Origin of the sequence: Micromonospora sp. DT228, from assembly GCF_049841595.1 — a bacterium.
Lineage (GTDB): Bacteria > Actinomycetota > Actinomycetes > Mycobacteriales > Micromonosporaceae > Micromonospora.
Map to the genome: position 1 here is coordinate 1 of NZ_JBNCKO010000024.1, position 25348 is coordinate 25348.

The following is a 25348-nucleotide window of genomic DNA, read 5'->3' on the forward strand; positions in this document are numbered from 1 at the left end:
ACGTCACCGCACCTGGACTCGCCACCAGCACCTCCACCACAACCAAGATCAGTTGCACTGAAGCCTAGAAACCACCCCGAGGTAGGCGACGATAACCTCATGATCAACGCAGGCCAGCGGGGGCCGGGGGCGGCCCGTGGGGGCAGCGCGGGGGGGGATCGGGGTTAGCGGGGGAAGTGGTGGTCCAGTAGGGCGGTGCGGAATTTGCCGGTGGGGTCCAGGTGGGGCAGCAGGGCGGCGAAGTCGCCGTGGCGCGGGTAGCGGTCGGCCAGCTCGGCCGGGTCGGTGACGAAGACCTTGCCCCAGTGCGGGCGCGGCGCGAACGGCGCCAGGCGTGCCTCCACGGCCGCCACCACCGGCAGCACGGCCGCGGTGTCGTCGATCCAGGTGAAGTGCACGACGAAGCTGTCCCGCCGGTAGTTCGGGCTGAGCCACAGCTCGTCCGCGGCCACCGTTCGCAGTTCGCACACCAGCAGCACCGGAGCGATCAGGTGCGCCACCTCGTCCAGCGCGGCGAGCACGTCGGCTGCCGCCGTCCGCGGCACGTGGTATTCGGACTGCAACTCGTCGCCGCTGCTCGGGGTGAAGCCGAGCTTGAAGTGCGGCAGCCGCTCGTGCCACGGACCCGGTTCGCCGAGCTGCGGGGTGCAGTTCTCCGGCGGCATCCCGAGCACCGGGTGCCGTGGCTGGTCGGCGGCGGTGGCGCCGAGCCAGTGCGCCGGCGGCGGCGGCTGGTCGGCCGCCTGCTTGCGCCACACCTCGCGCAGCCGGGGCGTACGCCAGTCGGTGAAGACACTCACGCTGTACGCCGAGCCGAGCGCCTCGTCCAACGCCTCCCGGTCGAGGTCGAGCGACACGTACTGGCGCAGCTCGAAGGCCGGCACCAAATCCAGGGTGACCCGGGTGACCAGGCCGAGTGCGCCGAGACCGACCACCATGCCGGCGAACGTGTCGGCGTCGGTCTCGCGGTCGACCCGCAGCAGGTCGCCGGCCGCGGTGACCAACTCCAGACCGGCGACCGCGGTGGCGAGGTTGCCGTGCGCCTGACCGGACCCGTGGGTGGCGGTGGCCACCGCGCCGGCCACCGAGATGTGGGGCAGCGAGGCGAGGTTGGCCAGCGCGTACCCCTGGGTGTGCAGGTGTCGGGCGAGGTCGCCGTAGCGCATCGCCCCGCTTACCGTGACCTGCCCGCGCTCGCGGTCCACCTCGACCACCGGGGGCAGCCCGGCGAGGGTGACCAGGTCACCGTCGGTGTCGCCGAGGCGGTTGAAGGAGTGCCCGCTGCCCACCGCCCGGATCCGGGTGCTGCCGGCGACCAGTCGGCGCAGGTCGTCGGTGGAGGTCGGTCGGTGGAACGCCCGAGCGGCGTACCGCACGTTGCCGGCCCAGTTGCGGCGCGGGACGTCGGCCGCGGTCATCGGAGTGGCGTGCGGTCCGTGCGCGATCATGTAGCGGTCTCCCGATCGGTGGACGGGTGGTCGGCCAACGCGGCGACGAGGGCGTCCAGAACCGTATCCGTCTGAAACGTGTTGTAGCCACGTTGGGCGATCGGCAGACCCGCAGCGCTGGCACGTTCGATCTCACCCCGGGCCGCCTGCCGGGTCGACGCGTCCCCGGACAGCAGGGCGTCCTGGCCGCGGCGGATCAACCTGTCGACCCGGTCCATCTGGTAGCCACGCAGACCTACCGGCAGGTCCGGGTCGGCGAAGGCGGCTCGGCGAAGCGCCAGCAGGTCGACGAAACGGTCACCGGCGTATGTCGTGAGCGCGGCGGACACCTGATCGGGCTGTTCGCGGACCTGGTCGAGGACGAGCAACTCGATGGCGGGGCGGCCGTCGAGCGGGTGGCGGGCGGTCACCGGCTCCAGCGGCACCCCCGGCACGGGCACCAACAGCAGTCGCGGCGGTCGCCGGTAGCCGTCGCGGCGGGGCGGCTCGTCGAGGACCAACGCGTCGACGTCGGCCCACCGGATGTCGCGACGCAGGCCGGGCCGTCGGATGGTGAGCCCTTCGGCGCCGATCCCGAACCGGAACGGTCGCAGCGCGCTGACCAGCGCCACCACGCCGAGCGCGACGGCGCCCCCCGCGATGATCATCCGTAGCGGTGCGCCGTGGCTGGGATAGACCAACAGGAGCATTCCACCGAGTACGCACACCAGAGCGAGCGCACGGGCCCCCCGATTCCGGCGCAATTCCACGCTCGGACCCCCGTTCATGACCGTCGCGTCGGTTCCAGCATCTTCCGCCAAACCGCCCACCGGGGACACCGGTCGATCGGGCACGGTTGTTCTCGTCATCGCCGGGGAACCCTACGCCCATGAGCAGCTACCGTGATCCGGCCCCGCGGGGCGACGTGTTCCCCTCCGAGGAGGAACTGGACCCGACCGGCAGCGGCGTCGAGCAGGCAATCGCGCCGTCGGCAAGCGGGTTGCCCAGCCATCCGGCACCCACTCCCGGTCCCCGACCCACCCCGGCGCCCGCGCCGGCCCCGACGCCGGTGCCGGCACCCGGCCCGGCGCCACGCGCGCCCGGCGCCGGGCCACAGTCGATCGTGACCCGGCACCTGGACGGCTCGGTGGAGGTGGTCACCGACCTCGACGGCGACGGCGTCGCCGACGTCGTCCAGATCGACGTCGACGGCGACGGGATACCCGACATCACCTATGTGGACAGTGATCGGGACGGGCGGCTGGACACCGTGCTGGGAGACCCGCACGCGTCCGGGACGGGCGTGGGCGCCCACCGCCGCGCCTGATCACGGGCAGCACCCACGGCGGCCCGTTGGCTCAGAGCTTCGCCATGACCTCGTTGGCGACGAGTTCGAGGTGCGCCAGGTCGCCGAGGTCCAGCACCTGGAGGTAGAGCCGCTCGCTGCCGATCTCCGCGTACCGGCCGATGGTGTCCACGACCTCGCTGGGCGTCCCGGCCAGGCCGTTGGCCCGCAGCTCGTCCGGATCGCGGCCGATCGCGGCGGCCCGACGCGCCACCTCGGCGTCGTCGCGCCCGCAGCAGAGCACCAGAGCGTTGGACCAGACCAGCTCGGCCGGGTCCCGGTCGATCTGCGCGCACGCGGCGCGGACCCGGTCGAACTGCGCCGCCGTGTCGGGCACCGAGGCGAACGGCAGGTTGAACTCGTCGGCGTAGCGGGCGGCCAGGGCGGGGGTGCGCTTCGGGCCCATCCCGCCGAGCAGGATCGGTGGGCGCGGCTGCTGCACGGGCTTCGGCAGCGCGGGTGAGTCCCGGACCGGGTAGTAGCGACCGGCGTACTCGTACCGCTCCCCCGGCGGCGTGGCCCACAGCCCGGTGATCACCGCGAGCTGCTCCTCCAACCTGTCGAACCGCTCGCCCAGTGGCGGGAACGGAATGCCGTACGCGCTGTGCTCCTCGGCGTACCAGCCGGTGCCGATGCCCAACTCCACGCGACCGCCGCTCATCTGGTCGACCTGCGCCACGGTGATCGCCAGCGGGCCGGGCAGCCGGAAGGTGGCCGCGGTCATCAACGTGCCAAGCCGGATCCGACTGGTGTCTCGGGCCAGGCCGGCAAGCGTGGTCCACGCGTCGGTGGGGCCGGGCACACCGGTCACGTCACCCATCTTGAGGTAGTGGTCGGACCGGAAGAACGCGCCGTAGCCGGCGTCCTCCGCGCAGCGGGCGACAGCGAGCAACTGGTCGTAGGTGGCGCCCTGCTGAGGTTCGGTGAAGATCCGCAGTTCCATGATCCGAGCATAGGGTTTCCCGGTGGGACCCGGTCGGTGGTCGCACCGACCGGGCCACCGGTCGTGGACTCAGGCGTACGGCGGGGTGGAGTAGGCCGATCGCAGCGCGGCCAGCCCGGTCTCCTTCGGCACCAGCGTTCCCCAACCGGAGTTGAAGTAGTTCGTCTGGGCGAACAGCGGTCCGCGCTCGGCGTTGAGCTGGGCGATGGCCGCCGGCACGGTGGCGATCCAGGCGGCCTGGTTGGGTATCTCGGCCACCCGCACCCCCCACTCGGCGACGAGCACCGGACGGGACAGCGCCACCGGGCCGAGGTCGGCCACCGCCCAGTCCTTGGTGCGGCGGAACCGGGCCAGCGCGGTGTGGCTGGCGTTGGTGCCGTAGACGTTCCACTGCAGGAAATCCAGCCGGGTCATCAGCGACTCCGGGTGGATGCGCTGGAAGCAGGCCCGGTCGAAACCGCCGATCCCGACCGAGAAGGTCGTGCCACCGGGCAGTGTCCGCGTCTTGAACCAGGTGAGCATGTAGTTGAGCGCCTGCAGCGCGCGGGCATCGGACTGCGCCCAGGTGTACCCGACACCGCCTTCGGTGGTGCCGAACTCGTGGTCGGTGTCCAGTTCGGACGCGAGTTGGATGTTCACGCCGAAGCCGAGCGTCCGGTACTGCGACAGAGCGCGGGCGAACAACCCGTCGCACTGACCGCTGACCACCTGGCTGTACCCGTACGCCTTCGGCCAGGTGGTGCCGGGGCGCTGCTGGATCGTCATCGACGGCGCGGGCACGGTGTAGGTGGTGCCGTCCACGGTGAAGGTCTGCGGGCCGTCCGGGGCGCCGTAGTGCTTCAGCTCCAGGACCATGTTCATCTGGATCCCCGCCCGGCCCAGGGTGATCAGCCAGGGCCGGTTGTAGCCGGGGAAGATGTAGCCGTCGGCGAAGCTGCGGTACTGGGTCAGCGAGCGGAAGTTGCCACCGGCCATGTCGGCGGTGGGGTCGGCGCCTCCGGAGAGGTAGTAGCCGCCGAGTATCGGCTGGCCACCGACTGTGTAGTCGACGCTCACCGTCGCGGTGTTACCGGCGGCGTCGCGCACCTGGACGGTGACGCGGGGCATCACGCCACCGCCCGGTAGACGGCCACCGAGCCGTTGTCGGAGACCCGGGTCCAGGTACGCCCGGAGTTGTCGGTGACGGTCAGGGTGAGCGGGTCGATGACCGCGGTGACCTTGACGGGCGCGCTGCTGTTGCCCTGCGCGTCGGTGACCACGATGGTGACGGTCAACGGCTTGGTGTCGGCGTCGGAGTAGGTGACGGTCAGCAGCATCTGGGCGCCGGGCGGGAAGGTCGACGCGTTCAGGCTTGCGGTTACGGTGGGAGCGGCCATGGAGGTGCCTCTCTGAAAATAGATCGCCGGGTCCGGGCGCACAGGGCGACGCCGGACCGACGGGACGCACACGGGTGCGAGAGGGAAGGCGGAACACCGGCCAAGCGACGCGGCCACGCGGCGGCGTCGGCGGTGATGACGTCCTTGTCCCGGTGAGGACGAACCCGCTGTGGGCGCCCCCAGCGGAGTCGGCACCTGCCCCAACAGTGCTCCGTCGAAGGCCCTACCGTCTTGTCCGGTGCACGACAGAGACCCCCACTGACCTGCGGAAACGTGAGTCGCGGTTGCTATTGCGCCGTGACACCCCGCACGGCCCAGGCTCGCGCGCCGAGGTGGATCGAACCGTCCGGCTCGACCGGAAGACGGGCCAGCAGCGCCTGCCGCAGCGCCTCCCGGGCCGGTTCGGTAAACGTCCTGACGTACCCCGGCGCCGTGCCCTGTCCACCGAGGAACGGCATCCAGTAGTCGGCGAAGTCGGCGAAGACCGTCGGCACGTCGACCGGCCGGACCGACACCTCGCCCAGCCCGGCGTCCTCCCAGAGCGCCCGCAACGCCTCGGGCCGCCACACGCTGCCACGGCTCTGCTCGTCGAGCGTCGCCGCGGCCGGATCGAGCTGCGCGGCGGCGGCCCAGAAGTGCCGCATCATCGCCATGCCGTCGGCGTAGTCCCAGATGTAGGCGGCCACCGTCCCCGCCGGCCGGACCACCCGGGCGAACTCCGCCACCGCCCGCGCCGGCTCCGGCACGAAGTTGAGCGTCAACCCGCTCACCACCACGTCCGCGGTGCGGTCACCCACCGGCAGCGCGCGGGCGTCGCCCACGTGGAAGGTGGCCCGCGCGTCGGCGATCCGGGTCCGCGCGGTCGCGACGAAACCCGCCGAGGGGTCGACGCCGGTGACCCGGGCGGGTGCGGTGTCGGCGAGGATCGTCGAGGTCAGCACGCCGGTGCCGCTGCCGACATCCAGCCACTGCCGCCCGGCCGCCACGTCCAGCCCGCGCAGGAACTCCGCCGCGACGAGGCGACTCCACCGACCGACGTACGCCTCGTACGCGTCACCGTCCGCCCACACCGGGTGCGTCATCCCGGAACGATACGACGAGCGCTGCCGGTGGGCGGCGAGTTTCAGTCGAGGTGGTCGGTGGGCGCCGTCTGCAGCAGCCACGCCAACGGCATCCGGGCCCGCTCCTCGTAGCTGCCGTCCCCGCCCAGCCGATGCAGGGTGACCGTCTGCGCGCCGTCCCGGTCCACCACCCAGTACCGCGGGATCCCCGCCGACGCGTACTCGCGGACCTTCGTCACCGAGTCCATCGCCTCCGACCCCGGCGAGACGATCTCCACGACGAGTACGACGTCGTCGACCGCGGCCCAGACGCTGCGGATCGGCGGCTTGCGCCACACACTGAGGTCAGGAATGCGACCGCCGTCGCCATCCGGGCCGGAGATGCGCAGACCGGCTGCCTGAAGCACCTGTTCGGCGGGCCAACCAGCCATGATCAGCCAGGCGAAGAGGCGACTGGCGATCATGGCGTGGTCCGAGTCGGGGGGCGGCATGACCGACAGGACCCCCTCGGGGCTGGTCTCGTAACGGTGGCCGTTCGGGTCGGCGGCGTTCATCGCCGCCACGTCGTCGAGCGTCACGATGGCGGGCATGTGCATGCCGACGGCCTCAGCGCTCATGAGCCTCATCCTAATTGACCGCCCTGCTCGGTTCCGCGACGTCGGCGTACACCTGGGTTGTCGAGGTGGGCGGCGCGTTCGCCGGCTGCGTGGCGCTGCGCCCGGCGGACGACGCCCGCTGGTTGGAGCACTTCTACCTGTCCCCGCAGGTGCAGGGCAGCGGCATCGGCACGGCCGTGCTGCGCGAGCTGCTGCGCCGGTGCGACCGCGACGGCACCCTGGTCCGGCTGAACGTGTTGCGGGGCAGTCCGGCCCGGCGGCTGTACGAGCGGCACGGATTCACGCTCGTGGCCGAGGAACCGGTGGACGTGTTCATGGTGCGCGCACCGCTGCCGCCGCTGTCAACGTATCGTTGACAGATGACGTCGGAGCTGGCGCAGTTGGCGGACGTCCAGGTCGCCCGTGCCCGCCTGGACGAGCGGGAGCTGGACCTGATCGACCGCGCGCGGCACGACGGCGCGACGTGGGCGCAGGTGGCGCGGGCGTTGGGTCTCGGCAGCCGGCAGGCCGCCGAGCAGCGCCGGCAGCGCCTGGTGGCGGCGCGCAGGTCCCGGCAGCAGCACCGCGACCTGCGCTACCCGGCACAGATCGCCGCGCTGCGGGCCGCCGTGGCCGATCTCGAGCGATGGATCGTCGCGGACCGACGGTGGAACGCACGCTTCCGTCGAGCGGCGCTCGTGCGCAGCACCGTGGACGCCGCCCTGGACGCCACTGCGGGGTCGCTGTACGCGCTGGCCCAGCCCCTCGTCGCCGACCTCGCCGAAGCGGGCGACCGGCTGCCGGCGCCCGCCCGAGCCGCCGCGGCGAAGATCGACGCCGCGTTGTCAATGCCACGTTGACGCAGGCCGCCACCATTGCGCGGACACGCCTCAAGGCAGAAAGATGAGTCGTCCCGGCTCAACCTGGAGGGCTCATGCGGCGCAACGCTGGACTGTTCGTGGCGATCTCCCTGCTGTCCGGCTTCGGCAGCAGCGCCATGTCCCTGGTGGCCGGCATCTGGACCCTGGACCTGACCGGCTCCACCGGCCTCGCCGCCCTCACCGGGCTGTGCGTGTACGCCCCGGTGCTCGCCGGCCCGTGGCTCGGCGGCCTGCTCGACACCGCACCCCGACGACCGCTCGTCATCGCGGTCAACCTCGTGTTGGCTGCCGCCCTGCTGGCCCTCTTCGCGGTGCGCGGGCCCGGCCAGACGTGGCTCATCTTCGCCGTCTCATCGGTCTACGGCGTCAGCTACGTGCTCATCGACGCGGGTGAGACGGCGCTGCTGCCGTCCGCGCTGCCCCCCACCCAGCTCGGCGACGTCAACGGGTGGCGCTCAAGCGCACAGGAGGGCATGAAGCTCGTCGCTCCCCTGGCCGGGGCGGGCCTCTACGCCTGGCACGGTGGCCACGCGGTCGTCGTCCTCAGCGCGGCCATGCCGGTCCTGGTCGCCATCCTGTACGCGACGGTGCGCCTCAACCGGACGCCACAGGTCCAGCCGACGCAGCGGCGCCCTGACCTGCGTACCGGCTTGTCGGTCCTGTTCGGACAGCGGGCGACGGGTGTGCCGGTCGTGCTCGCCGCCGTGTCGATCGCCATGGCCGGCTTCACGACCGCGGCGATCTACACGATCGTGACCACCGAACTCCGCCTCCCGACGACGTTCCTGGGCGTGCTGACCGGCGCCCAGGGCGCCGGTTCCATCATCGGCGGCCTGCTCGTCGGCAGGCTCCTGGCCGGCCGGGGTCCGGGTGCTGTCGGCGTCGCCGGGACCGTGCTGTTCGCTGTCGGTTGCCTGGCGCGTGGCCTGCCCTGGTGGCCGGTCACGGTCGCCGGGGCGGTGGTCGCCGGTGTCGGCCTGCCCTGGACCCTGGTCGCGGCGGTGACGGCCGTGCAGACGCACACACCGTCGGCGCTGCTGGGCCGGGTCTCCGCGACGGCGAACACCGCGATGTTCGGCCCACTCGTGCTGGCCATCCCCCTCGGCTCGGCGGCCGTGCACCTCGGCGGCCGTCCACCGCTCGTCGCCGCCGTCGTGATCTGCCTGACGGCGGTGGCGGCCACGCGCTACCGCCCGCTGACGACGTCTCGCCGGGCACCCGAGCGTGGTCACCCACACTGGTCGCGGTTTCCCGCCGGCGAGGTCGACCGGCCCCGCGGGCGTGGTTAACTATCGAGCCATGCCGCTCAGTCCGGACGAGGTCGAGCTCTTCGAACGCGCCAGGGCTCGCCTGGAGGCGATCGCCTATCGGCTGCTGGGCTCGGCGAGTGACGCCGAGGACGCGGTCCAGGACACGTTCCTGCGCTGGCAGGCCGCCGACCGGCAGCGGGTCGAGACGCCCGAGGCCTGGCTGACGAAGGCCCTCACGAACGTGTGTCTCAACCAACTCACTTCGGCGCGGGCCCGGCGCGAGACCTACGTGGGCACCTGGCTGCCCGAACCGGTGCTGGCCGGGGATCGGATGCTCGGCCCGCTCGACAGCGCCGAGCAGCGCGATTCGGTCTCGATGGCGGTGCTCACCCTGTTGGAGCGGCTGTCGGCCAAGGAGCGCGTGGCGTACGTGCTCCGCGAAGCCTTCGGCTACGCGCACGCGGAGATCGCCGACATCCTCGGCGTCAGCGAGTCGAACTGTCAGCAGATCTACCGACGGGCCAAGCAACACGTCGCCGGTGACCGCGCCCGCGCGGAGGTCGACAGCGCCACCGCGCGCAGGATCGTCGAGGAGTTCCTCGCCGCGGCCGCCAACGGCGAGACGCAGCGGCTGGTCACCCTCCTCACCGACGACGCGACGAGCATCGGCGACGGCGGCGGCAAGATCCCGGCGCGGACCACACCCGTCGTCGGCGCGCCTGCGGTGGCCAGGTTCCTGCGGGGCCTGTTCGCGCCCAGCACCGCCAAGCGGGACATCGTGGGCGGCAGCCCCGCCCTCTACGCCGAGGTCGTCAACGGCGCTCCGGCGCTTGTGGTCGTGCTCGACGAACAGGTCGTCGGGGTCATGTCGCTGAAGGTGACGTCCGACCGCGTCGCGGCCCTGCACATCCAGGTCAACCCCGACAAGCTCGTACGCGCCACCCGCCACTGGTCCACCTCCGCGCACGGGGAGCCACTGCTGCGCGTCTGGTGACCCAGCTCTCAGCCGACTCCTGTCAGGAATCGGGTCGCTGTCCGGTTCAGGAAGCGACCCTCACCGAGACAGGAGTGCCACCATGAAGCACCGGATCGTCGTCCTCGGGGCCGGATACGCCGGAGCCATCGCCGCCGGGCGTCTCGCGAAGCGGCTGCACCCCGACGACACGCAGATCACCATCGTCAACGCCGAGGACGACTTCGTCGAGCGGGTCCGCATGCACCAACTCGCCACCGGGCAGCACCTCAAGCGTCGACCGCTGGCCGACGTCTACGCGGGCACCGGAGTCGAGGTCCGGGTGGCCCGGGTCACCGCCGTCGACACCGACCGCAGGACCGTCGCACTCGCCGCCGAGGACGGCGCCGACGAGATCGCGTACGACACGCTCGTCTACGCCCTCGGCAGCACCAGCGCGGACCACGGCGTCCCCGGCGTCGCGGAGCACGCGTACGACATCGCCGGCAGGCCGTCGGCCCTGCGGTTGCGCGACCGCCTGGCCCACCTCACGGCCGGCGCGACGGTGCTCGTCGTCGGCGGCGGTCTCACCGGCCTCGAAGCGGTCACCGAGATCGCGGAGGTCCGCCCCGACCTTGACGTCGCGCTCGCCGCCCGGGGCGCCCTCGGCGACTGGCTCACCGAGAGGGCACGGCAGCACCTGCGCGGAGTCTGCGACCGGCTCGGCATCACCGTCCACGAGCACACCGACATCGCCCGGGTCGACGCCACCGGCGTGGTCACCGACGACGGCCGGGTGATCCCGGCCGACGTGACCGTCTGGACGGGCGGCTTCGCCGTGCACCCCGTCGCCGCCGCCACGACGTTGACGGTCGCGGACACCGGGCAGATCGTCGTCGACGCCACGATGCGTTCGGTGTCCCACCCCGACGTGTACGCCGTCGGCGACGCCGCGCTCGCCGAAGGACCGGGCGGGAAACCGCTGCGGATGTCCTGCGCGTCGGGGACCCCGATGGCCTGGCAGGCCGCCGACGCCATCGCCACCCGGCTGACCGGTCGGACGAAGATCCCGAAGGCCCCGCTGCGCTACTTCAACCAGTGCATCAGCCTCGGCCGCCGCGACGGCATCATCCAGTACGTGACCGCCGACGACCGGGCCCGGCCCGCCCTGCTCAGGGGCGCGTTGGCGGCCCGCTACAAGGAGGTCGTCTGCGCGGGCGCGGCGTGGAGCGTCTCCCGCCCGATCCTGTACCCGGTACGCCGCCACCGCATCGTCGCGACCCGATCGGAGGCCCTCGCGACGACGTCGTGACCGGGTGACTGTCCGGAGAACGTGCGCCGGGCCCAGGTGCGGAAATCGGTGGTGGGCAGGCCGAGCGCCCGGGCGATGTCCGGGCGGGCGGGGCTTCCGTTCTCGTTGATCCGCTCGACCGTGTTGACCATGGCCGGGAGCAGGCCGCGCTCGACCGCCTGTTGCGGGGTGAGCACGGGCGCGGCGATCTCCCGGCCGGTGACCTCGCTGAGGATCGCCGCGACCTCGGTCATGGTGAGCAGGTCGCCGGCGAGTTCGACGTCCAGGCCGTCGAACTCTCCCGGGTTCGCCGCCCGAACAGAGCAGGTACTCAACTGAGGTGGCTACCGGCCTTCGAAAACGTCATCGAGAACGAGTCTTGCCCGGCCTGGGACCTCCTCCTCGGGAAAGATCTCCGCGCACAGCTCGAGAACCTCCTCGGCGCTGGTCAACCTGAGATGATCGACCAAAAAGCGAATGTCCTCGGCGTCCCGACGACGGGCAGCAAGGACCTTCATAGCCAGTAGGTGCTCGGCCGACGCCGCCGCGACCCGCAGGCCCGGATGATCGAATACGCGAGGAGCTTTCGCGTCGCCGCCGGGGGCGACATAGGCACTCGCCTGTTCGTTGAGCCACCATTTCGGCAGGCCAAGTTCGTCGGCGACGGCTCGGGCCTCGTCGAGCACGACGCCGTGCGGCTGAAAGACGGCATCGATGTCACGAGTCGCGCGTCGCGCGTCGTATGCCAGAGCCATCGCTGCCCCACCAAAGATGTACAGATCCGCTACCACGCCCCGCTTCGCCAGCCGATCCCCGAGCCGTCGAAAGGCATCCTCGATGGTGGCACGGTCCAACAGTGGATCATCAAGGCTCATGCGACGTTCAACTCCTGCGCGGACACGTACACGCCACGACGGCGGAATGCCGCCGGCGCGTGAACCACCGCGTCAACACGGGCAGCACGGCTGTTGAAAGGAAACCAGAATCGTCGCAGTGACCTCGTCTCGACCCACGGCGGCGCACCGCGCCCGTCCTTGGCCGCCACATGCTCGGTCAGTGCTGCGAGGAATACATCCCAGTGCTCATCGCCGGTAGGCGGTGGTTCCTCCTCCAGGAGACCAGCGCGCATCTCGGGCGGTTCCCATCGGTACTCCTCCAGGAACTCCGCCACCAACCGCCACCGACGAGTCTCGTCGGCCCCGACGAGCAGGGCACCTAAGCGCTCCACCGTCAGTGGCTCATACCTCGCAGGACGCTCTCTCACACCGCTGACGCTAGTGCATCGGAAGGCCGATCCACGGCCAGCCAAGGGCTATGAAAACCGGGAATCCGTGAGCTGGCTCGGGCATGGCAGGAGAGCCGCCGCCTGCGGTGGCGGTGGCGTCCGGGCGGACGACGGCGCGGACGATCAGTTGGTCTGCCCAGTCGGCAGATGCCGGCCGATGTAGCCAACGTAGATGCTCCCGCTCTGCGCCGTGTCGTCGTAGTAGTGCACTCGAGGGCTGATCATCGCAAACTGGGCGATCTTGAAGTGCGGCAGCCGTACTCGGCGTCGAGAACCGTCGAGTCGAGGTGTTCGAGCTGGAGCGCGCAGGCTTCACCAATCACGACATCGCCCGCGTCCTCGGGTTGGCCGAGAGCAGCATCCGCTCGTACAAGCTCGCCGCGAAACGGCGGCTACGTGAGCTGGCCCAGGAAGCTGGTTACGACAGCCGCAGGCGCCCGGGAGGAGGCAGTCGTGGATCTCGATGACATTCTGAAGCTCGCGGCGACGAGACCACCCAGCCCGTTGGAACTCGCCCGCGCGCGTCGCGTCGCACGGGCGGTCCAGAGCCAGTACGACCTCTCCATCGCCGAGGGTTACGAAATCATCTCCGACACCGACGTCGTCGACCCGCTGACCACAGAGGTCGACGAGGCGACCAGGATCGCGCGCTCCGCGCAGTTGGCGAAGCTCGGGACGATCACCTGGTCGTGCGGCACCGGTAGGGGCGAGGCGTCCGCGCGGCTCGTCTGGTCCGACGAGATGTCGATGATGTGGGGACATCCGCCGGGAACGCTACGTCCCACTCCATGGATACTTGCCGACCTCGTGCACCCTGCGGACGTGGACTTCGTCCGCGACGTCGTCGAAAGGGCGTGGGAGCTGCGTAGCCCGGAAGAGGTCACGTTCCGAGTGTTACAGCCCGGAGGCAGTGTCCGTCACCTGCACTGCCACATCGAAATTCTCACCGCCGACGGCGAACCGACGGGGATCATCGCCACCGCGGAGGACGCCACGGCATTCGAGTTGGCCCGGCAGGAACGCAGTCGACTGTCCACCCGCAGCCGGATGCTCTGTGCGGACTTGGCGGCGGTCGACAGCACGACCCGCCTGCCGACCCGCAGTTACCTCATCGACGAGATCGACCAGGCGCGCCGTACCACCGGCGGAGCCCTTGTCGTCGTGGCGACCGAGCCCACCACCCGGCTTTCCGACGCGATCACCGACGAGAATCATGACCATCTGACCGGAGAGGTGGCAGGGCTCCTGCGCACGATGGTTGGCGACGAGGTGGTCTGCGGGCTGGTCGGCCCCGGTCTCTGGGCCGTGCTCGTGACACCGGCAGAGGAGGAGCACGCCTCTGATCCGGGGATCCTGGCTGCCAAGATCGTCGACACCTTCCGACGGCACCTGTTCAGCGTTCAGCAACGGACGGTGCGCCTGAGCACGTCCGCGGGACTGGTTCATTTCGCCAGTGACGCCGCTGCTACCGGGTTCGACCTGCTCCTCGACGGCGAGCACGCCGCCCGCGACGCGCGACGCAACGGCCAGCCCGTCTCGGTTCTCGACCAGCCTGTCACGGACGCGGATCGCGTGGACCGCTGCCGAGCCCGGGTACGGCAGGCCGTGTCGGCAAACAGGTTCGCCCTCTACGCTCAGCCCATCGTCGACCTCGGCCTCAACGAGGTCACTCGCCACGAGATCCTGCTGCGGGTTCGCAGCGACGCCGGTGAGCCCATGGCGCCGTGGGCCTTCCTCGAGATGGCCGAGCGCGTCGGCGAGATCCTCACAGTGGACAAGTGGGTCATCGACCACGCCCTCGAACTGATCGGCCGGGGGGCCCAGACCTCCCACTATCAAGTCAACATCTCTGGCAAGTCCCTCGCCGACCCCGGACTGCTCACGTACGTCACCGAGGCGATCCGTCGGCACAAGGTCAACCCCGAGTGTCTGACCTTCGAAATCACCGAGACCACCCTCATCGAGAATCGGAACGGCGCCCTGGCTTTCGCTACCGGCATCAGGCAGATTGGCTGTCAACTCGCACTGGACGACTTCGGTACGGGATACGGCGCCCTCGTTCACCTGAAGTTCCTGCCGGTCGACTTGGTCAAGATCGATGGGGTGTTCATAGTCGATCTTTGCCGTTCGCCGGCGGACCAGGCCGTCGTGTCGACGCTGGTAAACCTCTGCCACACGCTTGGCATCCGGGTCGCCGCCGAATACGTCCAAGACGAATCGACGCTGACTCTTCTGAAGAGCTGCGGAGTCGACTTCGCCCAGGGTTACCAGACCGGAAGGCCAGAGCCGATAGCGATGAACGCGGAGCAACAGGTGCGAACAATCGAACTCGAACTCCGACTCCCGCCGCACCAGACAGCCATCGGCTGAAGTCCTGGAACCGGCCAGGTGATTCGAGCCGCGGCCTCTACGCCGGCGGTGCCTGCTCAACCAACTGCACGAGCACCAGCGCCGTCCCCCGCTCGGGATCGACGTAGGCGGTACGGATCAGGTAGGTGCTGGCGGGCACGTCGACCGTGAGGTGTGGTCCGTGCGCCAGCTCTCACCGGCGTACGCGGCGTCGAACAACCGCGCCGGCCCGCTGGTCGTCCATGTACCGGCGTCCTTCCAGGCGGCGGTCTCGGCCGCGTGGGAAACGAGACGGAGGACGTCCGCCTCCGAACGGGCGTAGATCCACCGTACGAACCGGCGAGGTCGCTCACGTCCATGCCTCGATCGTCACCGTTTGCTCCGTAATCGTCGGCTGGCGGTCGACGACGAACATCTTTGCCGCCGACCGTGGATCCTAGGGACCGGCGTCGCCGCACCCGGTCGGTACCCAGAAGCGCAGCTTGCTGCCGCGTCGGTCCTCCAGCACGCCGCCGTTGCGCTGAATCACTCTGCGCGATGCCACGTTCTGGATGTCGCACGTCACCAGGGCGGACGTGATGCCCAGGCGGCGAGCGACCGGCAGCGCCAGACGCAACATCGCGGTGGCGTACCCACGGCGACGCGCTGACGGACGAACGTCGTAGCCGATGTGCCCACCCACCTCGCGAAGTTGCGGGGTCAACCGGTGCCGAACGGCGATGCGCCCGAGGTACTGGTCGTCCTCGACCCACCACAGGTTCGTGGCCGGCACGTGGCCCTCCGGTCGCGGCGCGTCCTCGCGGGTCTGGTCGCGCAGCCAACGTACGTAGGTGGCGAAGCCGTCAGCCGATGACCAGGACGCTCCGAAGGTACGAATCTCCCGGCCGATCTCGGTCGGGTCGGCGGGGCCTCCACGACCCTCCTCGCGCAGCTCAGCCATCGCGGCCAGGAAGGACTGCTGGACGCCTTCGAGCGGACTCCGCAGCTCGGCCACACCCGCATCGGTACCCGACGATCCGCTGCCGTACATCCCCATCCGCTTCTACCTCCCGTGCGCGAGCCAGGCGGGCGCGGGTCGCGCGTACTCGATGGTGGCCGCGACGCGGTCGGCGGTGGCCGCGTCGCGCTCTCGTTCCGTGATCCACAGGGCCAGATCCAGCCCGGCCGTGAGCGCACCCGCGGTGATGCGATCCCCGTCGTCGACGACCCGCTCGTCGACGACGTCGACGCCGTAGGAGCGCAACTCCTCGTACGCGTTGCGGTTGGTGGTCGCCTGCCGCTGGCCCAGCAGGCCGGCGGCCGCCAACAACAGACCGCCGGTGCAGACCGACGCCATCCACCGGGTCGAGGGGGCCAGCGCGGCCAGCCGGGCGGGGAGTACGCCGTGCTGCGCCTGCGCCCAGGCACCCGCAGCGGCCCGGTTCAGCCACCCTCCGCCCGGCACGATCACACCGTCGGGCCGACCGAGCACCGCGGGCACCTGGAGGTGGACCCCCCGCATGCTCACCACCGGGCCCGGCCGCTCGACCGCGACCAGCTCGACCTCGAAGCCGGCGATCGCCAGCACCTCGAAGGGACCGAACACGTCCAACTCGTCGAAGCCGTCGAAAACCACGATCTCTATCCGCATGCGACGAGGATCCCGCCCTGCCGTCGTGGACGGCGAGTGGCATCCTCGCCACTGTGCACAAGCAATCGGCCACGCACCGGGTCGCCGTGCTGGCCCTGCCACCCGTCGTCGCCTTCGACCTGACCATCGCGACACACGTCTTCGGCCACGAAGGCCAGGGCCGGTACGCGACCACCGTCTGCTCGCCGGACGGCGGCGCGGTCCCCACCACCACCGCCGGGCTGGGCCTGACCGTCGATGCCACGATCGACGCCCTCACCGACGCCGACACCGTGATCGTGCCCGGTTTCCGGCGAGGACCCGCGCCGGCTCAGGCGCTCGACGCCCTGCGGGACGCGTACCGGCGTGGCGCCCGCATCGCCTCGATCTGCACCGGCGCGTTCGCACTGGCCCAGTCCGGCCTGCTCGACGGTCGGCGGGCGACCACCCACTGGATGCACGCCGAGGCGCTGGCCCGCGAGCATCCCGAGGTCACGGTCGACGCCAATGCGCTGTACGTCGACGAGGGACAGGTGCTGACCAGCGCCGGCCTCGCCGCGGGCCTCGACCTGTGCCTCTATCTGGTCGGCCGGGACCACGGCCAGCACGTGGCCATCGAGCGCGCCCGTCTCATGGTCACACCGTTGCACCGGGCGGGCGGTCAAGCGCAGTTCGTCCCCGCCCACACGAGCGGGGACGACGTGGAGATGGCCGCCGTCACCGGCTGGGCGACCGCCAACCTGCACCTGCCGATCACCGTCGCGGACCTTGCCCGGCAGGGCCTTCAGTCCACCCGTACGTTGCACCGCAACTTTCGACACCGGTTCGGGCTGAGCCCGCAGGCATGGCTGACCGAGCAACGACTACGCGCGGCCTGCGGGCTGCTCGAAAGCGACGACATCACGATCGACGAGGTCGCCAGACGGACCGGGCTGGGCACCGCGACCAACCTGCGCGCCCATTTCCGGCGAGCCTTCGCCACCACTCCCACCGCCTACCGCCGCGCCTTCACTCCCTGACCCACCCGCGGGCTCCCTGGTGGCTCGGCCGGGCAGCTACTGGAGCAGGCCGCGGGTGCCCAGGTAGGCGCGCAGCGTCTCGTCGTCCTCGGCGGACATCAGGCGACGTGGGATGACCGTTGCCGGCATCCGACCGACGAACACGATCCAGAACTCGGGAGTGTCCTTCACCTCGTCGACTCCGTCCCAGGCGATGCCGCTGGACTGCGAGCCACTGCGCATCATGATGTTGTCGTCGGTGATGTCGTAGGCGCCCTCGACCGCGTAGCCGCTGGAGCGGCGCCGGGCGCGCCACCGCACCCACGGCGAATACAGCATCGACAGCAGGCCGGCCACGACCATCGCCACCCAGAGCGGCGAGAACTGGTCGGCCCGGTCGGACCCGCGCGAGACGGCGAGACCTATCGCCCCCACCGCCACCAGCACCGCGCCGATCAAGCCGTACCTGCGCAGGCGAACACGGCTGAGCGCGGCGGCCACCCGGCCCGGGTAGTCGGGATCGGCGGGGACGTCGAAGTGGATGCGCACGCCAGAACGATAGTACCCGACTAGCCTGTCCGGATGCGTGACCTTCGCTTCGAGGCGGTACGGCCCGACGGCGACGACGCCGTCTGCACGGACTGGCAGTACGTCCACAACCTGATCATCCCGACCAGCCCACTCTCGGGCGACGAGATCCGCGCACGTGCCGACCGCAACCGCCTGAACGTCACCTATCACGGCGACACCCTCGTGGGCTGCTCGACGGTCCGGCCGCCGATGGACGACCAGGCGACGGCGACGGTCATCGTCCGCGTGCTGCCGGAGCACCGCCGACGGGGTTTCGGTGGGCAGCTGTACGACGAGGCACTCACTGCGGCCTACGAGATCGGCGCCCGAGTCATCGAGACCGTCGTCCTGGCCTCCAACGAGGAGGGCCTACGGTTCGCCGAGCGGCATGGTTATGTAGAGATCGACAGGTACGTGCTCGACGGTGACACGATTCCGTTCGTCGATCTCCGGTTGGTCGAGCCCGCAGGATGATCTCATCGTCACTGGCCCGGCCTCGTCGGCACCGATGCTCCCGTCGCGCGGAGGGTGTCGTAGGGGTGGCAGCCGTACGCCTCGCGGTACGCCTGGGCGAAGCGCCCGGGATGGGTCCAGCCCCACCGCCGGGCCGTCTCCGCCACGGTCTGCCCCGGCTTGGCGTGTTGCAGGTCCCAGTGCGCCTGGCGTAATCGGACGGCACGCAGGAACGCCATCGGGGTCTGCCCGTGGTAACGCTGGAACGCCACCTGTAACGCGCGTTGGCTGACCTCGCAGGCTTCGGCTATCCGGCCCACGGTCAACGGCGCCGCGGCGTGGGCCTCGATGAACTCGGCGGCCCGGCGCACGATCGCGCGGCCGACACCTGCCTGTCCGGGCAGGTAGTTGATGGTCATCGTGGTGTTCGGGAACACCGCGACGGCGGTGGTCGCCACCATGTCCACCAGGCCGGCGCGGGCCAGCGGACTGGCGCCCACCGCGTTGACGGCGAGTTGTCGCCGGGCGAACGCCGTCACCGACTGCCAGAGCAGGGCCATCGCCGGGGACAGGGGCGCCATCGCGGTGAACCGGAAGTTCGCGATGGGCAGGCCGGTGCGGACCGAGGCGGCCGCCGCGACCCGTTGCATCGGCAGCCGGACGAAGACGGCCGTCAGATCGTCGATGAGGTGGACCGCACCCACCTCCGGGTACCGACCTGTCGTGCCGGGGCCGAGGCGCAACTCCTCGGCGTCGGTACGGGCGGCGTACCGGCCGTGCGCCACCGTCACCGCCGTGAAGTCGCGATAGGGCAACGACTCGGAACGGTTGCGCATCGTGTATCGAGTCTCACCGAATTCCAGGTCGTCGACGCAGAGCGTCGCCCTCCGGTAGTGGAATCGAGCGGGTGGACCGGAGATCCGCACGCGGTGTTCTCCGTACTTCAGTGCGATCACGTGGTGCGCTTCTTCTGGGTCGTCAGTCTCGACGATTTCTCGGGTTACAGGCTCGGGCCCGTCAGGATTCCCCGTCCACGGCATGGGCCGTCACCTCCGTCGGCCGTCGATCCGGCCCGATCTGTTTGAACGCGCCACTCGATGGTTCGCAACGGCTTCTCGGGGACTTCCGGACCACGGCCGCGACATCCACCGGGACTGCGACATGCCGAGTCGACGAGTCGATCCGGTTCCCGTATCTGGCTGGCCATTTCACGAATGACAGGTCGCGTGATGGTTCGCTGTCACGCAACAATCGAGTCCGATGCTGCGCATCCCGGGGCTGGACCGAGGCGGTCTGCGGAATGAGCAGCGTGATTGTGTCAATATGGTTACGCGTTTCTCGGGACAAAATTGTCGGGTTGCCGACTTTCACTCGGCAACGTCGATTCCTGTTCACACAGCCCTACCCTCTGCTGTCCGAGCCACTCACCCTGGATCGGCCCGATCGGCCGGCCGATCGGGGTCTGCGACGAAGCGACCCCGGTCGGCCGGTCTCCCTCGTTGGTCCGGCCTCTCGTTGCCGCCGGGCTGGCGTGGGCGACGGTCAGCGCAGCCAGGCCGCCGGCACCGGATGCCGCAGGATCTCGGCCAACCCGTCCCGGTGCGGGTCGGGGTCGCCGTCGAGCCAGGCGTGGGCGTGGAAACCGGCGGCCGGCGCGCTGACCCCGATCACCACGGTCCGTGGCACCCCCCGCTCGGCGAACCAGCGCTGCCGCACCAGCGCGCTCTCCAGACAGTTGCCACCGCTGCGGCACAACGCCTGCCGGACCAGCGTGTCGGTGCCGCCGGACGGGGGCGCGGTGAGGCGTACCGCGCTCAGCCCTCCTCGGGCGAGCTGGCGACGTACTCGCCGACAGCCCAGCATCGTCCACGCCGCCACTGCGAGACCACGTGGTCCGTGGCGGCGGAGCAGCCGGGCCAGCGCGCCGGGGCCGACCGTCACGGCAACGATCCGGTGAGCGCGGCGTCGAGGAGTCGGTGGGTGGCATCGAGGGCCGCCCAGTCGCGGGGGCGGGTCAGGTCCAGGCCCGGCCGGGCGGCGAGCGCGAGCAGCGCGCCCGGGTCGGAGGGCAGCTCGGGCAGGGAGCGACGGGCGACGAGGCGGGCCAGCAACTCGGCCGGACCGACCGGGGTCACCGCGGGCCGGTCACCCCAGTGCAGGAAGATCCAACCGCCGATCGGCAGGCGGGGCGTGACGGCGGGCAGGGTGAGTCGGAGCCGGCTGCCGTCGCGGACGACCCGGGTGGGCAACCCGAACCCGGGGACCGGCTCTCGCAGGTCGACACAGCGTGGGCCGGCGAGCACGTCGCCGCCGGCACAGACCACGATGTCGTCGGCCAGCACCGGCACGTCCCGGGCGGCGAGAGCCGCGAGCAGCGTGCTCTTGCCGGCGGTACGGCCACCGAGCACCACCCAGGCCCGTCCGGCGTGGACGAACGCCCCGGCGTGGAAGGTCTCCCGCTCGGCCCACCGGTTGACCACCACGGCCACCGGGGCGAGGTACGGGTGGGCGAGCAGGTCCGCGGCGAGCGGCGGCCCGTAGAAGGTGGCGCTGCCGCTGGCCCGGTCCACATCGAGGGTACGGCCGTCGGCGAGGATCCGGACCATCCGGTCGGCGTTCAACGGCGCGGGCGGCGGCGGGACGGCGTGCCGCTGTCGTACGGTCACCGGTCGGCTCCCCACGGGTGGGCAGGTGCCGGCGTCCAGGTCGACGACCTCGTCGAGTCCCTCGATGCGCAGCCCGTAGGCGGTTCTCATGGGTGGATCTCCTGGTGTCGCTTGAGCGCGTGGCCGACACCGGGTGCGGCTGCCCGCCCGGCGCCCTCTCTCGGAACTACCACGTCCGGCCCGCAGCGGCCCCCTTTTGTGGCCCCGGTCGGCGTTATCTGGCCCGCCTCGTGCGGATTGTGGACAGCGCGATTCCGGCCATCGGCGTGGCGGGTGCGGCCCTACCCATGTCGACGGAGGCTCGGCATCGTTGAGAACAGTGGAGTGTCTTCACATTTCAAGATCTCCGCCCACCGTGCGTCGCCAAGCAGACGCGTCTGACGGTCCTCGCTTGGCAACGAGGAGCCGGGCATGCACCATGACGTCGAGGCTGCGCATCCGCCCATCTGGCGCAGGTACGAGACCCGCGAGGTCTCGGGGGCGCACGACGTGATCAGCCAGGCGTGCGTGGGCATCGAGCTCCGGCCGCACAACGTCGCCGGGCAGTTCACCTACCAGCAGGAGTCGGCCGAGGCGGGGCCGGTCCTGGTGAGTCGGGTGCGGTGCGGCGCGGACATCGAGGCCCGTTTTCTCCAGCCACTGACCGACCTGATGTTCCTCTCGGTGCTGCACGGGCAGGTCGAGACAACCGATGGCCGGGACACGACGCGGACCGGTCCCGGCGAGGTGCTCCTGAACCCGACCGGCCGCCCGTTCACGAATATCTGCCGGGATTTCGATATCTACTGCGTCAACCTGGACCCGCTCGTCGTGACCGAGGCCGCCACCGAGCGGACCGGCATCGATCCGGTCGACTTCCGCTTCGAGGCGATCACGCCGATCTCCAGGGAGATGGGCCAGTTCTGGCACAGCACCACGGTTCATCTCTACGACCTCTTCAACGGGCCGTCGGAGCCGCTCCGCAGCCCGCTCGTGATCGGTGCCGCCATCGACCTGGTCGCCTCGGCCGCGCTCGCCGTCTTTCCGAACACCGCGATGACGATGTCGCACCGGGTCGAGGCCGTACCGTTGCCCGCCGGCCCGGTCCGCCGTGCCGTGTCGTTCATCGAGACGCACTCCGACGAAGCGATCACCGCCGCGCAGATCGCCGAGGCCGCCCGCGTCACACCCCGCGCCCTCCAGGCGGCGTTTCGCCGCCAACTGGGCACCACTCCGATGGCGTACCTGCGGCGCACCCGCCTGAACCGGGCCCACCAGGACCTGCTCGGGGCCGATCCGACCCAGGGGGCCACCGTGGCCGAGATCGCGCACCGCTGGGGCTACCCGCACACGGGCCGGTTCGCCGCCGACTACCGAGCGGCGCACGGCCAGTCGCCAAGTGACACCCTGCACACCTGATCCACCGGGACGATCACCGTCCGGACCTGGCGCGCCCGGCCCGGACGGCGGCTACCCGGCGGCCCGGCAACCGCGCCACGTCAGTGGAGTCGACTGGCGTCGAGCTGTGCCAGGTCGGCGCGGATCGAGTCGGCGTCGGCATCGCCCAGCTCGTCGAGGATGGTCAGGCCCCGCCTCCAGGCGGCACGTGTGGCGTCGAGGTCGGCGAGGGCCCGGTGGCTGCCGCCCAGGTTGACGTACGTGCTGGCCTCGGCGTACCTGTCGTTGACCTGTGTGAAGAGGTCGAGTGCGTGCCCGTAGCAGGCGATCGCGCGCCTGTCGTCTCCGAGCTGGTGGTGGGCATGGCCGAGGCTGTCCCATGTGTCGGCCTGTCCCTGGACGTCGCCCACCTCCTGCAACGTCCGCAGCGCCTCCCCGCACGACCGGAGGGCACCGTGGTGGTTGCCGAGCAGCCCTTCCTGCCAACCGACGGCGTTGAGGGTGTAGCCCTGCCCGGCCTGGTTGCCGGCCCGCCGGAACAGGGTCAACGCGCGCCGGGAATGGTGCAGCGCCTCGCGGTGCTGGCCGCGCCGCTCGGCCAACTGACCGAGGTTGAGGCAGGTGTGTGCCCGCCCGGCGTCGTCGCCGACCTCGGTGAAGAGGTCGAACGCGCGCCGCAGGTGGTCGTCGGCCTCGTCGTAGCGGCGCAGCCGGGAGCAGGCGAGACCGAGGCTGCGGTGTGCCTGGCCCTGCCCGGTCTGATCGCCGATCCGGGACGCGGCGGCGAGAGCGATGCGTTGCGTGCCGAGCCAGTCCTGCCAGTGCCCCTGCCGGTGCAGGAAGCCGGCCAGGGTCCAGGCGAGCCGCCAGGCGTGTCCCTCGAAACCGAGGCGGGCCGCGAGCGGCACCGCGGCGAGCAGGACGGGAAGTTCGGCGGTGAACCACGCCGTGGCGGCCGACCTGCTGCGCGGACTCTCCGGTGTCACGCCCAACCCCGCCGGCGCGAGGCTGATCTCGCTGAAGTGCGGGTGCAGGACGAGGTCGGCGGCGTGTGCGGTGTGCAGGCAGTGGTCGAGCAGCCGGTGCACGGCGGCACGCCGGTCGGCCGGCGGCTCGGTCTCGTCGGCGAGGTCCGCGGCGTACGCGCGCAGCAGGTCGTGGAACGCGTAGCGCCCGTACGTGTGCTCGGTGAGGAGGTTCGCCCGGATCAACTCGGTGAGTGCGGGACCGCTCGACCGGAGGGTGCCGCCGGCCAGGCTGGCCACGGCCGGGGCGGCAACGTCCGGCCCGGGATGCAGGCTCAGCAGCCGGAACAGCCGGAGCGCGGCGGGGCTGAGCGTCCGGCACGACCAGGAGAGGACCGCCCGCACGTCGGTGGCCTCGTCGCCGCCGTGGAAGGCGTCCAGATCGTCCAGTTCGTCGGCGATCACCCCGAGCGAGAAGTGCCTGTTGGTGGCGGCTCTGGCCGCGACGACGGCCAGGGCGATGGGCAGCCGCGCGCACCTGTCGGCGATGTGGTCGGCCGCCACGGGTTCGGCGGCGACCTGGCGCTCCCCCAGCCGGCGGACCAGCATGTCCCGGGCTTCGCCGGGGCTCAGCAGGTCGAGGAGCAGCGGTTGGGCGCTTTCGGTGACGACAAGCGGGTTGAGCTGGTCGCGACTGGTGACGATCGTGCGGCAGTCGGGTGAGCCGGGCAGCAGCGGCCGGACCTGTTCGGCGTCGCGCGCGTTGTCCAGCACGATCAGCAGACGCCGGCCGGCCACCGTCGTGCGGTACAGGCTCACCATCTGGTCCGGATCGCTCGGCATCCGCGCCGCCGGCACGCCGAGCGCCTCCAGGAACCCGTGCAGGGCTCGCGTCGGTTCGGTGGGTGTGGCCCCCGGGTCGAAGCCGCGCAGGTTGACGTAGAGCTGCCCGTCGGGGAAACGTTCGGCCGCCCGGTGCGCCCAGTGCACGGCAAGCGCCGTCTTGCCAACACCTGCGGTCCCGGACACCACCACGGCCCCGCCCCGGTCGACGAGCGCGTCCAGGGCGGCCAGCTCCGCCGCGCGCCCGACGAACGTCGGTACGCCGGGAGGCAGTTGCGCCGCCACCGACGGCGGCGCCGGCGCGGTCGGGGCGGGTGCGGCGATCGCGCTGTCCTGGCGCAGGATGGCGCACTCCAGATCCCGTAGCCGTGGGCTCGGGTCGATGCCGAGGTGCTCCCGGAGGGTGTCGCGCAGCCGCCGGTACGTGGCGACCGCCTCGACCGCTCGGCCGTCGCGGTACAGGGCGAGCATCAGTTGCGCGTGCAGGTGCTCGTCGAAGGGGTGCTGCCGGACGAGCCGTTCCAACCCGGGGACGAGCCGAGCGTGCTCGCCGACGGACAGCCGGGCCTCGGCGAGCGCCCGTTCGGCCTCCAACCGGAGGCGGGCCAGGTGTTCGGCCTGCTCCTTGAGCCAGGCGGACCCGGCCACGTCGGCGAGCGGCGGGCCGCGCCACAGCGCCACGGCGGCCGTCAGGTGGTCGACCCGCTCGTTGCGGTCCGACGACCGCCGGGCCAGTTCGAGGAGGCGCTCGGCGGCCTGGACGTCCGTGGACTCCGGCCCGGTGTCGAGCACGTAACCGGGCGGGCGCGCCACTATCGATCCGGGCTCGCCGAGCACTCCGCGCAGGTAGGAGACGTGACGTTGCAGCGTGTTCGCCACGGTGGCCGGTAGCTGCTCCCCCCAGACCACGTCGATGAGCCGGTCGACGCTGACCACCCGGCCCGCGTGCAGCGCCAACGTCGCGAGTATCGCCTTGCGGCGCCGACCGTTCACCGGCTGCGGACTGTCGGCGACGACCACCTCCACCGGCCCGAGCAGTCTGATCCGCACGCCCGTGCCAGCCGTCGAGATCACCAGGTCAGGCTAGTTCCGCGGCCCGGCGACCTCGCTC

At 71.1% G+C, this 25348-nt stretch carries 27 protein-coding genes and 2 pseudogenes; 11 read left to right on the plus strand and 18 right to left on the minus strand.

The genetic code is table 11. The features are described from left to right. Window positions 1–164 precede the first annotated feature (164 nt). Entirely contained in the window at window positions 165–1448 is a 1284-nt protein-coding gene (locus tag ACLQ29_RS31865; RefSeq protein ID WP_425775083.1) for an FAD-binding protein, read from the minus strand. After that, the gene (locus ACLQ29_RS31870) at window positions 1445–2137 is read right to left on the minus strand and encodes a hypothetical protein (RefSeq protein WP_425775084.1); all 693 of its coding nucleotides are present in this window, start codon (window positions 2135–2137) and stop codon (window positions 1445–1447) included. Before ACLQ29_RS31870 ends, ACLQ29_RS31865 begins: the two co-directional genes overlap by 4 nt. Window positions 2138–2316: 179 nt before the next feature. Between ACLQ29_RS31870 and ACLQ29_RS31875 the strand changes: the two genes are divergently transcribed. Beyond that, window positions 2317–2754 (plus strand): hypothetical protein, encoded by a 438-nt coding sequence (locus tag ACLQ29_RS31875; RefSeq protein ID WP_425775085.1) that lies wholly within the window; start codon window positions 2317–2319, stop codon window positions 2752–2754. A 31-nt stretch (window positions 2755–2785) separates the two neighbouring features. On the opposite strand, the gene ACLQ29_RS31880 is transcribed toward ACLQ29_RS31875, so the two are convergent. From ACLQ29_RS31880 to ACLQ29_RS31900, 5 genes are all read right to left on the minus strand, one after another. Next, window positions 2786–3715: an LLM class F420-dependent oxidoreductase gene (locus tag ACLQ29_RS31880; protein ID WP_425775086.1), complete on the minus strand. Its 930-nt coding sequence runs from the start codon at window positions 3713–3715 to the stop codon at window positions 2786–2788. A 69-nt stretch (window positions 3716–3784) separates the two neighbouring features. Then, a complete protein-coding gene (locus ACLQ29_RS31885; protein WP_425775087.1) occupies window positions 3785–4822 on the minus strand; it encodes a hypothetical protein in 1038 nt (345 codons plus the stop codon). Next, a complete protein-coding gene (locus ACLQ29_RS31890; protein WP_425775088.1) occupies window positions 4822–5091 on the minus strand; it encodes a hypothetical protein in 270 nt (89 codons plus the stop codon). Before ACLQ29_RS31890 ends, ACLQ29_RS31885 begins: the two co-directional genes overlap by 1 nt. 287 nt (window positions 5092–5378) lie before the next feature. Next, window positions 5379–6173 carry a class I SAM-dependent methyltransferase gene (locus tag ACLQ29_RS31895; protein ID WP_425775089.1) on the minus strand — a complete coding sequence of 265 codons (795 nt, stop codon included), beginning with the start codon at window positions 6171–6173 and terminating at the stop codon, window positions 5379–5381. 41 nt (window positions 6174–6214) lie between these two features. Further along, the gene (locus ACLQ29_RS31900; protein WP_425775090.1) at window positions 6215–6769 is read right to left on the minus strand and encodes a Uma2 family endonuclease; all 555 of its coding nucleotides are present in this window, start codon (window positions 6767–6769) and stop codon (window positions 6215–6217) included. 14 nt (window positions 6770–6783) lie between these two features. Here ACLQ29_RS31900 and ACLQ29_RS31905 point away from each other — a divergent pair, with 14 nt between their 5' ends. The 5 genes from ACLQ29_RS31905 (at window position 6784) to ACLQ29_RS31925 (ending at window position 11143) form a co-directional block, all read left to right on the plus strand. Next, on the plus strand, window positions 6784–7125 hold the full coding sequence (locus ACLQ29_RS31905) for a GNAT family N-acetyltransferase (protein WP_425775091.1): 342 nt from the start codon (window positions 6784–6786) through the stop codon (window positions 7123–7125). Window positions 7126–7128: 3 nt separating this feature from the next. Continuing rightward, window positions 7129–7608: a hypothetical protein gene (locus ACLQ29_RS31910; protein WP_425775092.1), complete on the plus strand. Its 480-nt coding sequence runs from the start codon at window positions 7129–7131 to the stop codon at window positions 7606–7608. Between the two features lie 74 nt (window positions 7609–7682). Then, a complete protein-coding gene (locus ACLQ29_RS31915; protein WP_425775093.1) occupies window positions 7683–8918 on the plus strand; it encodes an MFS transporter in 1236 nt (411 codons plus the stop codon). A gap of 10 nt (window positions 8919–8928) precedes the next feature. Then, window positions 8929–9873 (plus strand): RNA polymerase sigma-70 factor, encoded by a 945-nt coding sequence (locus tag ACLQ29_RS31920; RefSeq protein WP_425775094.1) that lies wholly within the window; start codon window positions 8929–8931, stop codon window positions 9871–9873. A gap of 82 nt (window positions 9874–9955) precedes the next feature. After that, window positions 9956–11143, plus strand: coding sequence for an NAD(P)/FAD-dependent oxidoreductase (locus tag ACLQ29_RS31925; RefSeq protein ID WP_425775095.1), 1188 nt, complete (start codon window positions 9956–9958; stop codon window positions 11141–11143). Here ACLQ29_RS31925 and ACLQ29_RS31930 read toward each other — a convergent pair. The 3 genes from ACLQ29_RS31930 to ACLQ29_RS31940 are packed head-to-tail and all read right to left on the minus strand — an operon-like array spanning window position 11026 to window position 12293. Beyond that, a complete protein-coding gene (locus tag ACLQ29_RS31930) occupies window positions 11026–11457 on the minus strand; it encodes a hypothetical protein (RefSeq protein ID WP_425775096.1) in 432 nt (143 codons plus the stop codon). The genes ACLQ29_RS31925 and ACLQ29_RS31930 overlap by 118 nt on opposite strands. Window positions 11458–11466: 9 nt before the next feature. Further along, window positions 11467–11997 (minus strand): DUF6036 family nucleotidyltransferase, encoded by a 531-nt coding sequence (locus ACLQ29_RS31935; RefSeq protein ID WP_425775097.1) that lies wholly within the window; start codon window positions 11995–11997, stop codon window positions 11467–11469. Then, a complete protein-coding gene (locus ACLQ29_RS31940; protein ID WP_425775098.1) occupies window positions 11994–12293 on the minus strand; it encodes a hypothetical protein in 300 nt (99 codons plus the stop codon). Before ACLQ29_RS31940 ends, ACLQ29_RS31935 begins: the two co-directional genes overlap by 4 nt. Window positions 12294–12691: 398 nt before the next feature. Here ACLQ29_RS31940 and ACLQ29_RS31945 point away from each other — a divergent pair. Continuing rightward, a pseudogene (locus ACLQ29_RS31945) lies at window positions 12692–12874 on the plus strand (RNA polymerase subunit sigma); the annotation flags it as partial. After that, window positions 12861–14777 (plus strand): EAL domain-containing protein, encoded by a 1917-nt coding sequence (locus ACLQ29_RS31950; RefSeq protein WP_425775099.1) that lies wholly within the window; start codon window positions 12861–12863, stop codon window positions 14775–14777. The pseudogene ACLQ29_RS31945 and the gene ACLQ29_RS31950, both read left to right, overlap by 14 nt. Before the next feature lie 117 nt (window positions 14778–14894). On the opposite strand, the pseudogene ACLQ29_RS31955 reads toward ACLQ29_RS31950, so the two are convergent. From ACLQ29_RS31955 to ACLQ29_RS31965, 3 genes and pseudogenes are all read right to left on the minus strand, one after another. Further along, window positions 14895–15086 (minus strand): annotated as a pseudogene (locus ACLQ29_RS31955) (Imm21 family immunity protein); the annotation flags it as partial. A 106-nt stretch (window positions 15087–15192) separates the two neighbouring features. Further along, window positions 15193–15786, minus strand: a complete 594-nt coding sequence (locus ACLQ29_RS31960) for a GNAT family N-acetyltransferase (protein WP_425775165.1) — start codon at window positions 15784–15786, stop codon at window positions 15193–15195. Window positions 15787–15798: 12 nt separating this feature from the next. After that, window positions 15799–16386: a DJ-1/PfpI family protein gene (locus ACLQ29_RS31965; protein ID WP_425775100.1), complete on the minus strand. Its 588-nt coding sequence runs from the start codon at window positions 16384–16386 to the stop codon at window positions 15799–15801. Window positions 16387–16439: 53 nt separating this feature from the next. Here ACLQ29_RS31965 and ACLQ29_RS31970 point away from each other — a divergent pair, with 53 nt between their 5' ends. Further along, entirely contained in the window at window positions 16440–17384 is a 945-nt protein-coding gene (locus ACLQ29_RS31970; RefSeq protein WP_425775101.1) for a GlxA family transcriptional regulator, read from the plus strand. A 36-nt stretch (window positions 17385–17420) separates the two neighbouring features. On the opposite strand, the gene ACLQ29_RS31975 is transcribed toward ACLQ29_RS31970, so the two are convergent. Next, window positions 17421–17912: a YcxB family protein gene (locus ACLQ29_RS31975; RefSeq protein ID WP_425775102.1), complete on the minus strand. Its 492-nt coding sequence runs from the start codon at window positions 17910–17912 to the stop codon at window positions 17421–17423. Window positions 17913–17945: 33 nt separating this feature from the next. On the opposite strand from ACLQ29_RS31975, the gene ACLQ29_RS31980 reads away from it, so the two are divergent. Then, the gene (locus tag ACLQ29_RS31980) at window positions 17946–18407 is read left to right on the plus strand and encodes a GNAT family N-acetyltransferase (RefSeq protein ID WP_425775103.1); all 462 of its coding nucleotides are present in this window, start codon (window positions 17946–17948) and stop codon (window positions 18405–18407) included. A gap of 8 nt (window positions 18408–18415) precedes the next feature. Here ACLQ29_RS31980 and ACLQ29_RS31985 read toward each other — a convergent pair whose 3' ends face one another. The 3 genes from ACLQ29_RS31985 to ACLQ29_RS31995 form a co-directional block, all read right to left on the minus strand. Then, window positions 18416–19342 carry a helix-turn-helix transcriptional regulator gene (locus ACLQ29_RS31985; RefSeq protein WP_425775104.1) on the minus strand — a complete coding sequence of 309 codons (927 nt, stop codon included), beginning with the start codon at window positions 19340–19342 and terminating at the stop codon, window positions 18416–18418. A gap of 586 nt (window positions 19343–19928) precedes the next feature. Further along, window positions 19929–20327, minus strand: coding sequence for a lasso peptide biosynthesis protein (locus ACLQ29_RS31990; RefSeq protein ID WP_425775105.1), 399 nt, complete (start codon window positions 20325–20327; stop codon window positions 19929–19931). Further along, window positions 20324–21142, minus strand: coding sequence for a hypothetical protein (locus ACLQ29_RS31995; protein WP_425775106.1), 819 nt, complete (start codon window positions 21140–21142; stop codon window positions 20324–20326). The genes ACLQ29_RS31990 and ACLQ29_RS31995 overlap by 4 nt, the downstream gene beginning before the upstream one ends. A 321-nt stretch (window positions 21143–21463) precedes the next feature. Here ACLQ29_RS31995 and ACLQ29_RS32000 point away from each other — a divergent pair, with 321 nt between their 5' ends. Further along, entirely contained in the window at window positions 21464–22450 is a 987-nt protein-coding gene (locus ACLQ29_RS32000) for an AraC family transcriptional regulator (RefSeq protein ID WP_425775107.1), read from the plus strand. An 80-nt stretch (window positions 22451–22530) separates the two neighbouring features. Here ACLQ29_RS32000 and ACLQ29_RS32005 read toward each other — a convergent pair whose 3' ends face one another. Further along, a complete protein-coding gene (locus tag ACLQ29_RS32005) occupies window positions 22531–25311 on the minus strand; it encodes a BTAD domain-containing putative transcriptional regulator (RefSeq protein ID WP_425775108.1) in 2781 nt (926 codons plus the stop codon). Window positions 25312–25348: the final 37 nt, after the last annotated feature.

What these genes read in the sequence shown, in the direction of transcription:
- ACLQ29_RS32000 (WP_425775107.1), top strand. Translation starts at nt 21,464, where the DNA reads ATGCACCATGACGTCGAGGCTGCGCATCCGCCCATCTGGCGCAGGTAC.
- ACLQ29_RS31870 (WP_425775084.1), bottom strand. Translation starts at nt 2,137, where the DNA reads ATGCTCCTGTTGGTCTATCCCAGCCACGGCGCACCGCTACGGATGATC.
- ACLQ29_RS31895 (WP_425775089.1), bottom strand. Translation starts at nt 6,173, where the DNA reads ATGACGCACCCGGTGTGGGCGGACGGTGACGCGTACGAGGCGTACGTC.
- ACLQ29_RS31900 (WP_425775090.1), bottom strand. Translation starts at nt 6,769, where the DNA reads ATGAGCGCTGAGGCCGTCGGCATGCACATGCCCGCCATCGTGACGCTC.
- ACLQ29_RS31880 (WP_425775086.1), bottom strand. Translation starts at nt 3,715, where the DNA reads ATGGAACTGCGGATCTTCACCGAACCTCAGCAGGGCGCCACCTACGAC.
- ACLQ29_RS31890 (WP_425775088.1), bottom strand. Translation starts at nt 5,091, where the DNA reads ATGGCCGCTCCCACCGTAACCGCAAGCCTGAACGCGTCGACCTTCCCG.
- ACLQ29_RS31885 (WP_425775087.1), bottom strand. Translation starts at nt 4,822, where the DNA reads ATGCCCCGCGTCACCGTCCAGGTGCGCGACGCCGCCGGTAACACCGCG.
- ACLQ29_RS31915 (WP_425775093.1), top strand. Translation starts at nt 7,683, where the DNA reads ATGCGGCGCAACGCTGGACTGTTCGTGGCGATCTCCCTGCTGTCCGGC.
- ACLQ29_RS31875 (WP_425775085.1), top strand. Translation starts at nt 2,317, where the DNA reads ATGAGCAGCTACCGTGATCCGGCCCCGCGGGGCGACGTGTTCCCCTCC.
- ACLQ29_RS31865 (WP_425775083.1), bottom strand. Translation starts at nt 1,448, where the DNA reads ATGATCGCGCACGGACCGCACGCCACTCCGATGACCGCGGCCGACGTC.
- ACLQ29_RS31910 (WP_425775092.1), top strand. Translation starts at nt 7,129, where the DNA reads ATGACGTCGGAGCTGGCGCAGTTGGCGGACGTCCAGGTCGCCCGTGCC.
- ACLQ29_RS31995 (WP_425775106.1), bottom strand. Translation starts at nt 21,142, where the DNA reads ATGAGAACCGCCTACGGGCTGCGCATCGAGGGACTCGACGAGGTCGTC.
- ACLQ29_RS31920 (WP_425775094.1), top strand. Translation starts at nt 8,929, where the DNA reads ATGCCGCTCAGTCCGGACGAGGTCGAGCTCTTCGAACGCGCCAGGGCT.
- ACLQ29_RS31965 (WP_425775100.1), bottom strand. Translation starts at nt 16,386, where the DNA reads ATGCGGATAGAGATCGTGGTTTTCGACGGCTTCGACGAGTTGGACGTG.
- ACLQ29_RS31980 (WP_425775103.1), top strand. Translation starts at nt 17,946, where the DNA reads ATGCGTGACCTTCGCTTCGAGGCGGTACGGCCCGACGGCGACGACGCC.
- ACLQ29_RS31925 (WP_425775095.1), top strand. Translation starts at nt 9,956, where the DNA reads ATGAAGCACCGGATCGTCGTCCTCGGGGCCGGATACGCCGGAGCCATC.
- ACLQ29_RS31960 (WP_425775165.1), bottom strand. Translation starts at nt 15,786, where the DNA reads ATGTACGGCAGCGGATCGTCGGGTACCGATGCGGGTGTGGCCGAGCTG.
- ACLQ29_RS31935 (WP_425775097.1), bottom strand. Translation starts at nt 11,997, where the DNA reads ATGAGCCTTGATGATCCACTGTTGGACCGTGCCACCATCGAGGATGCC.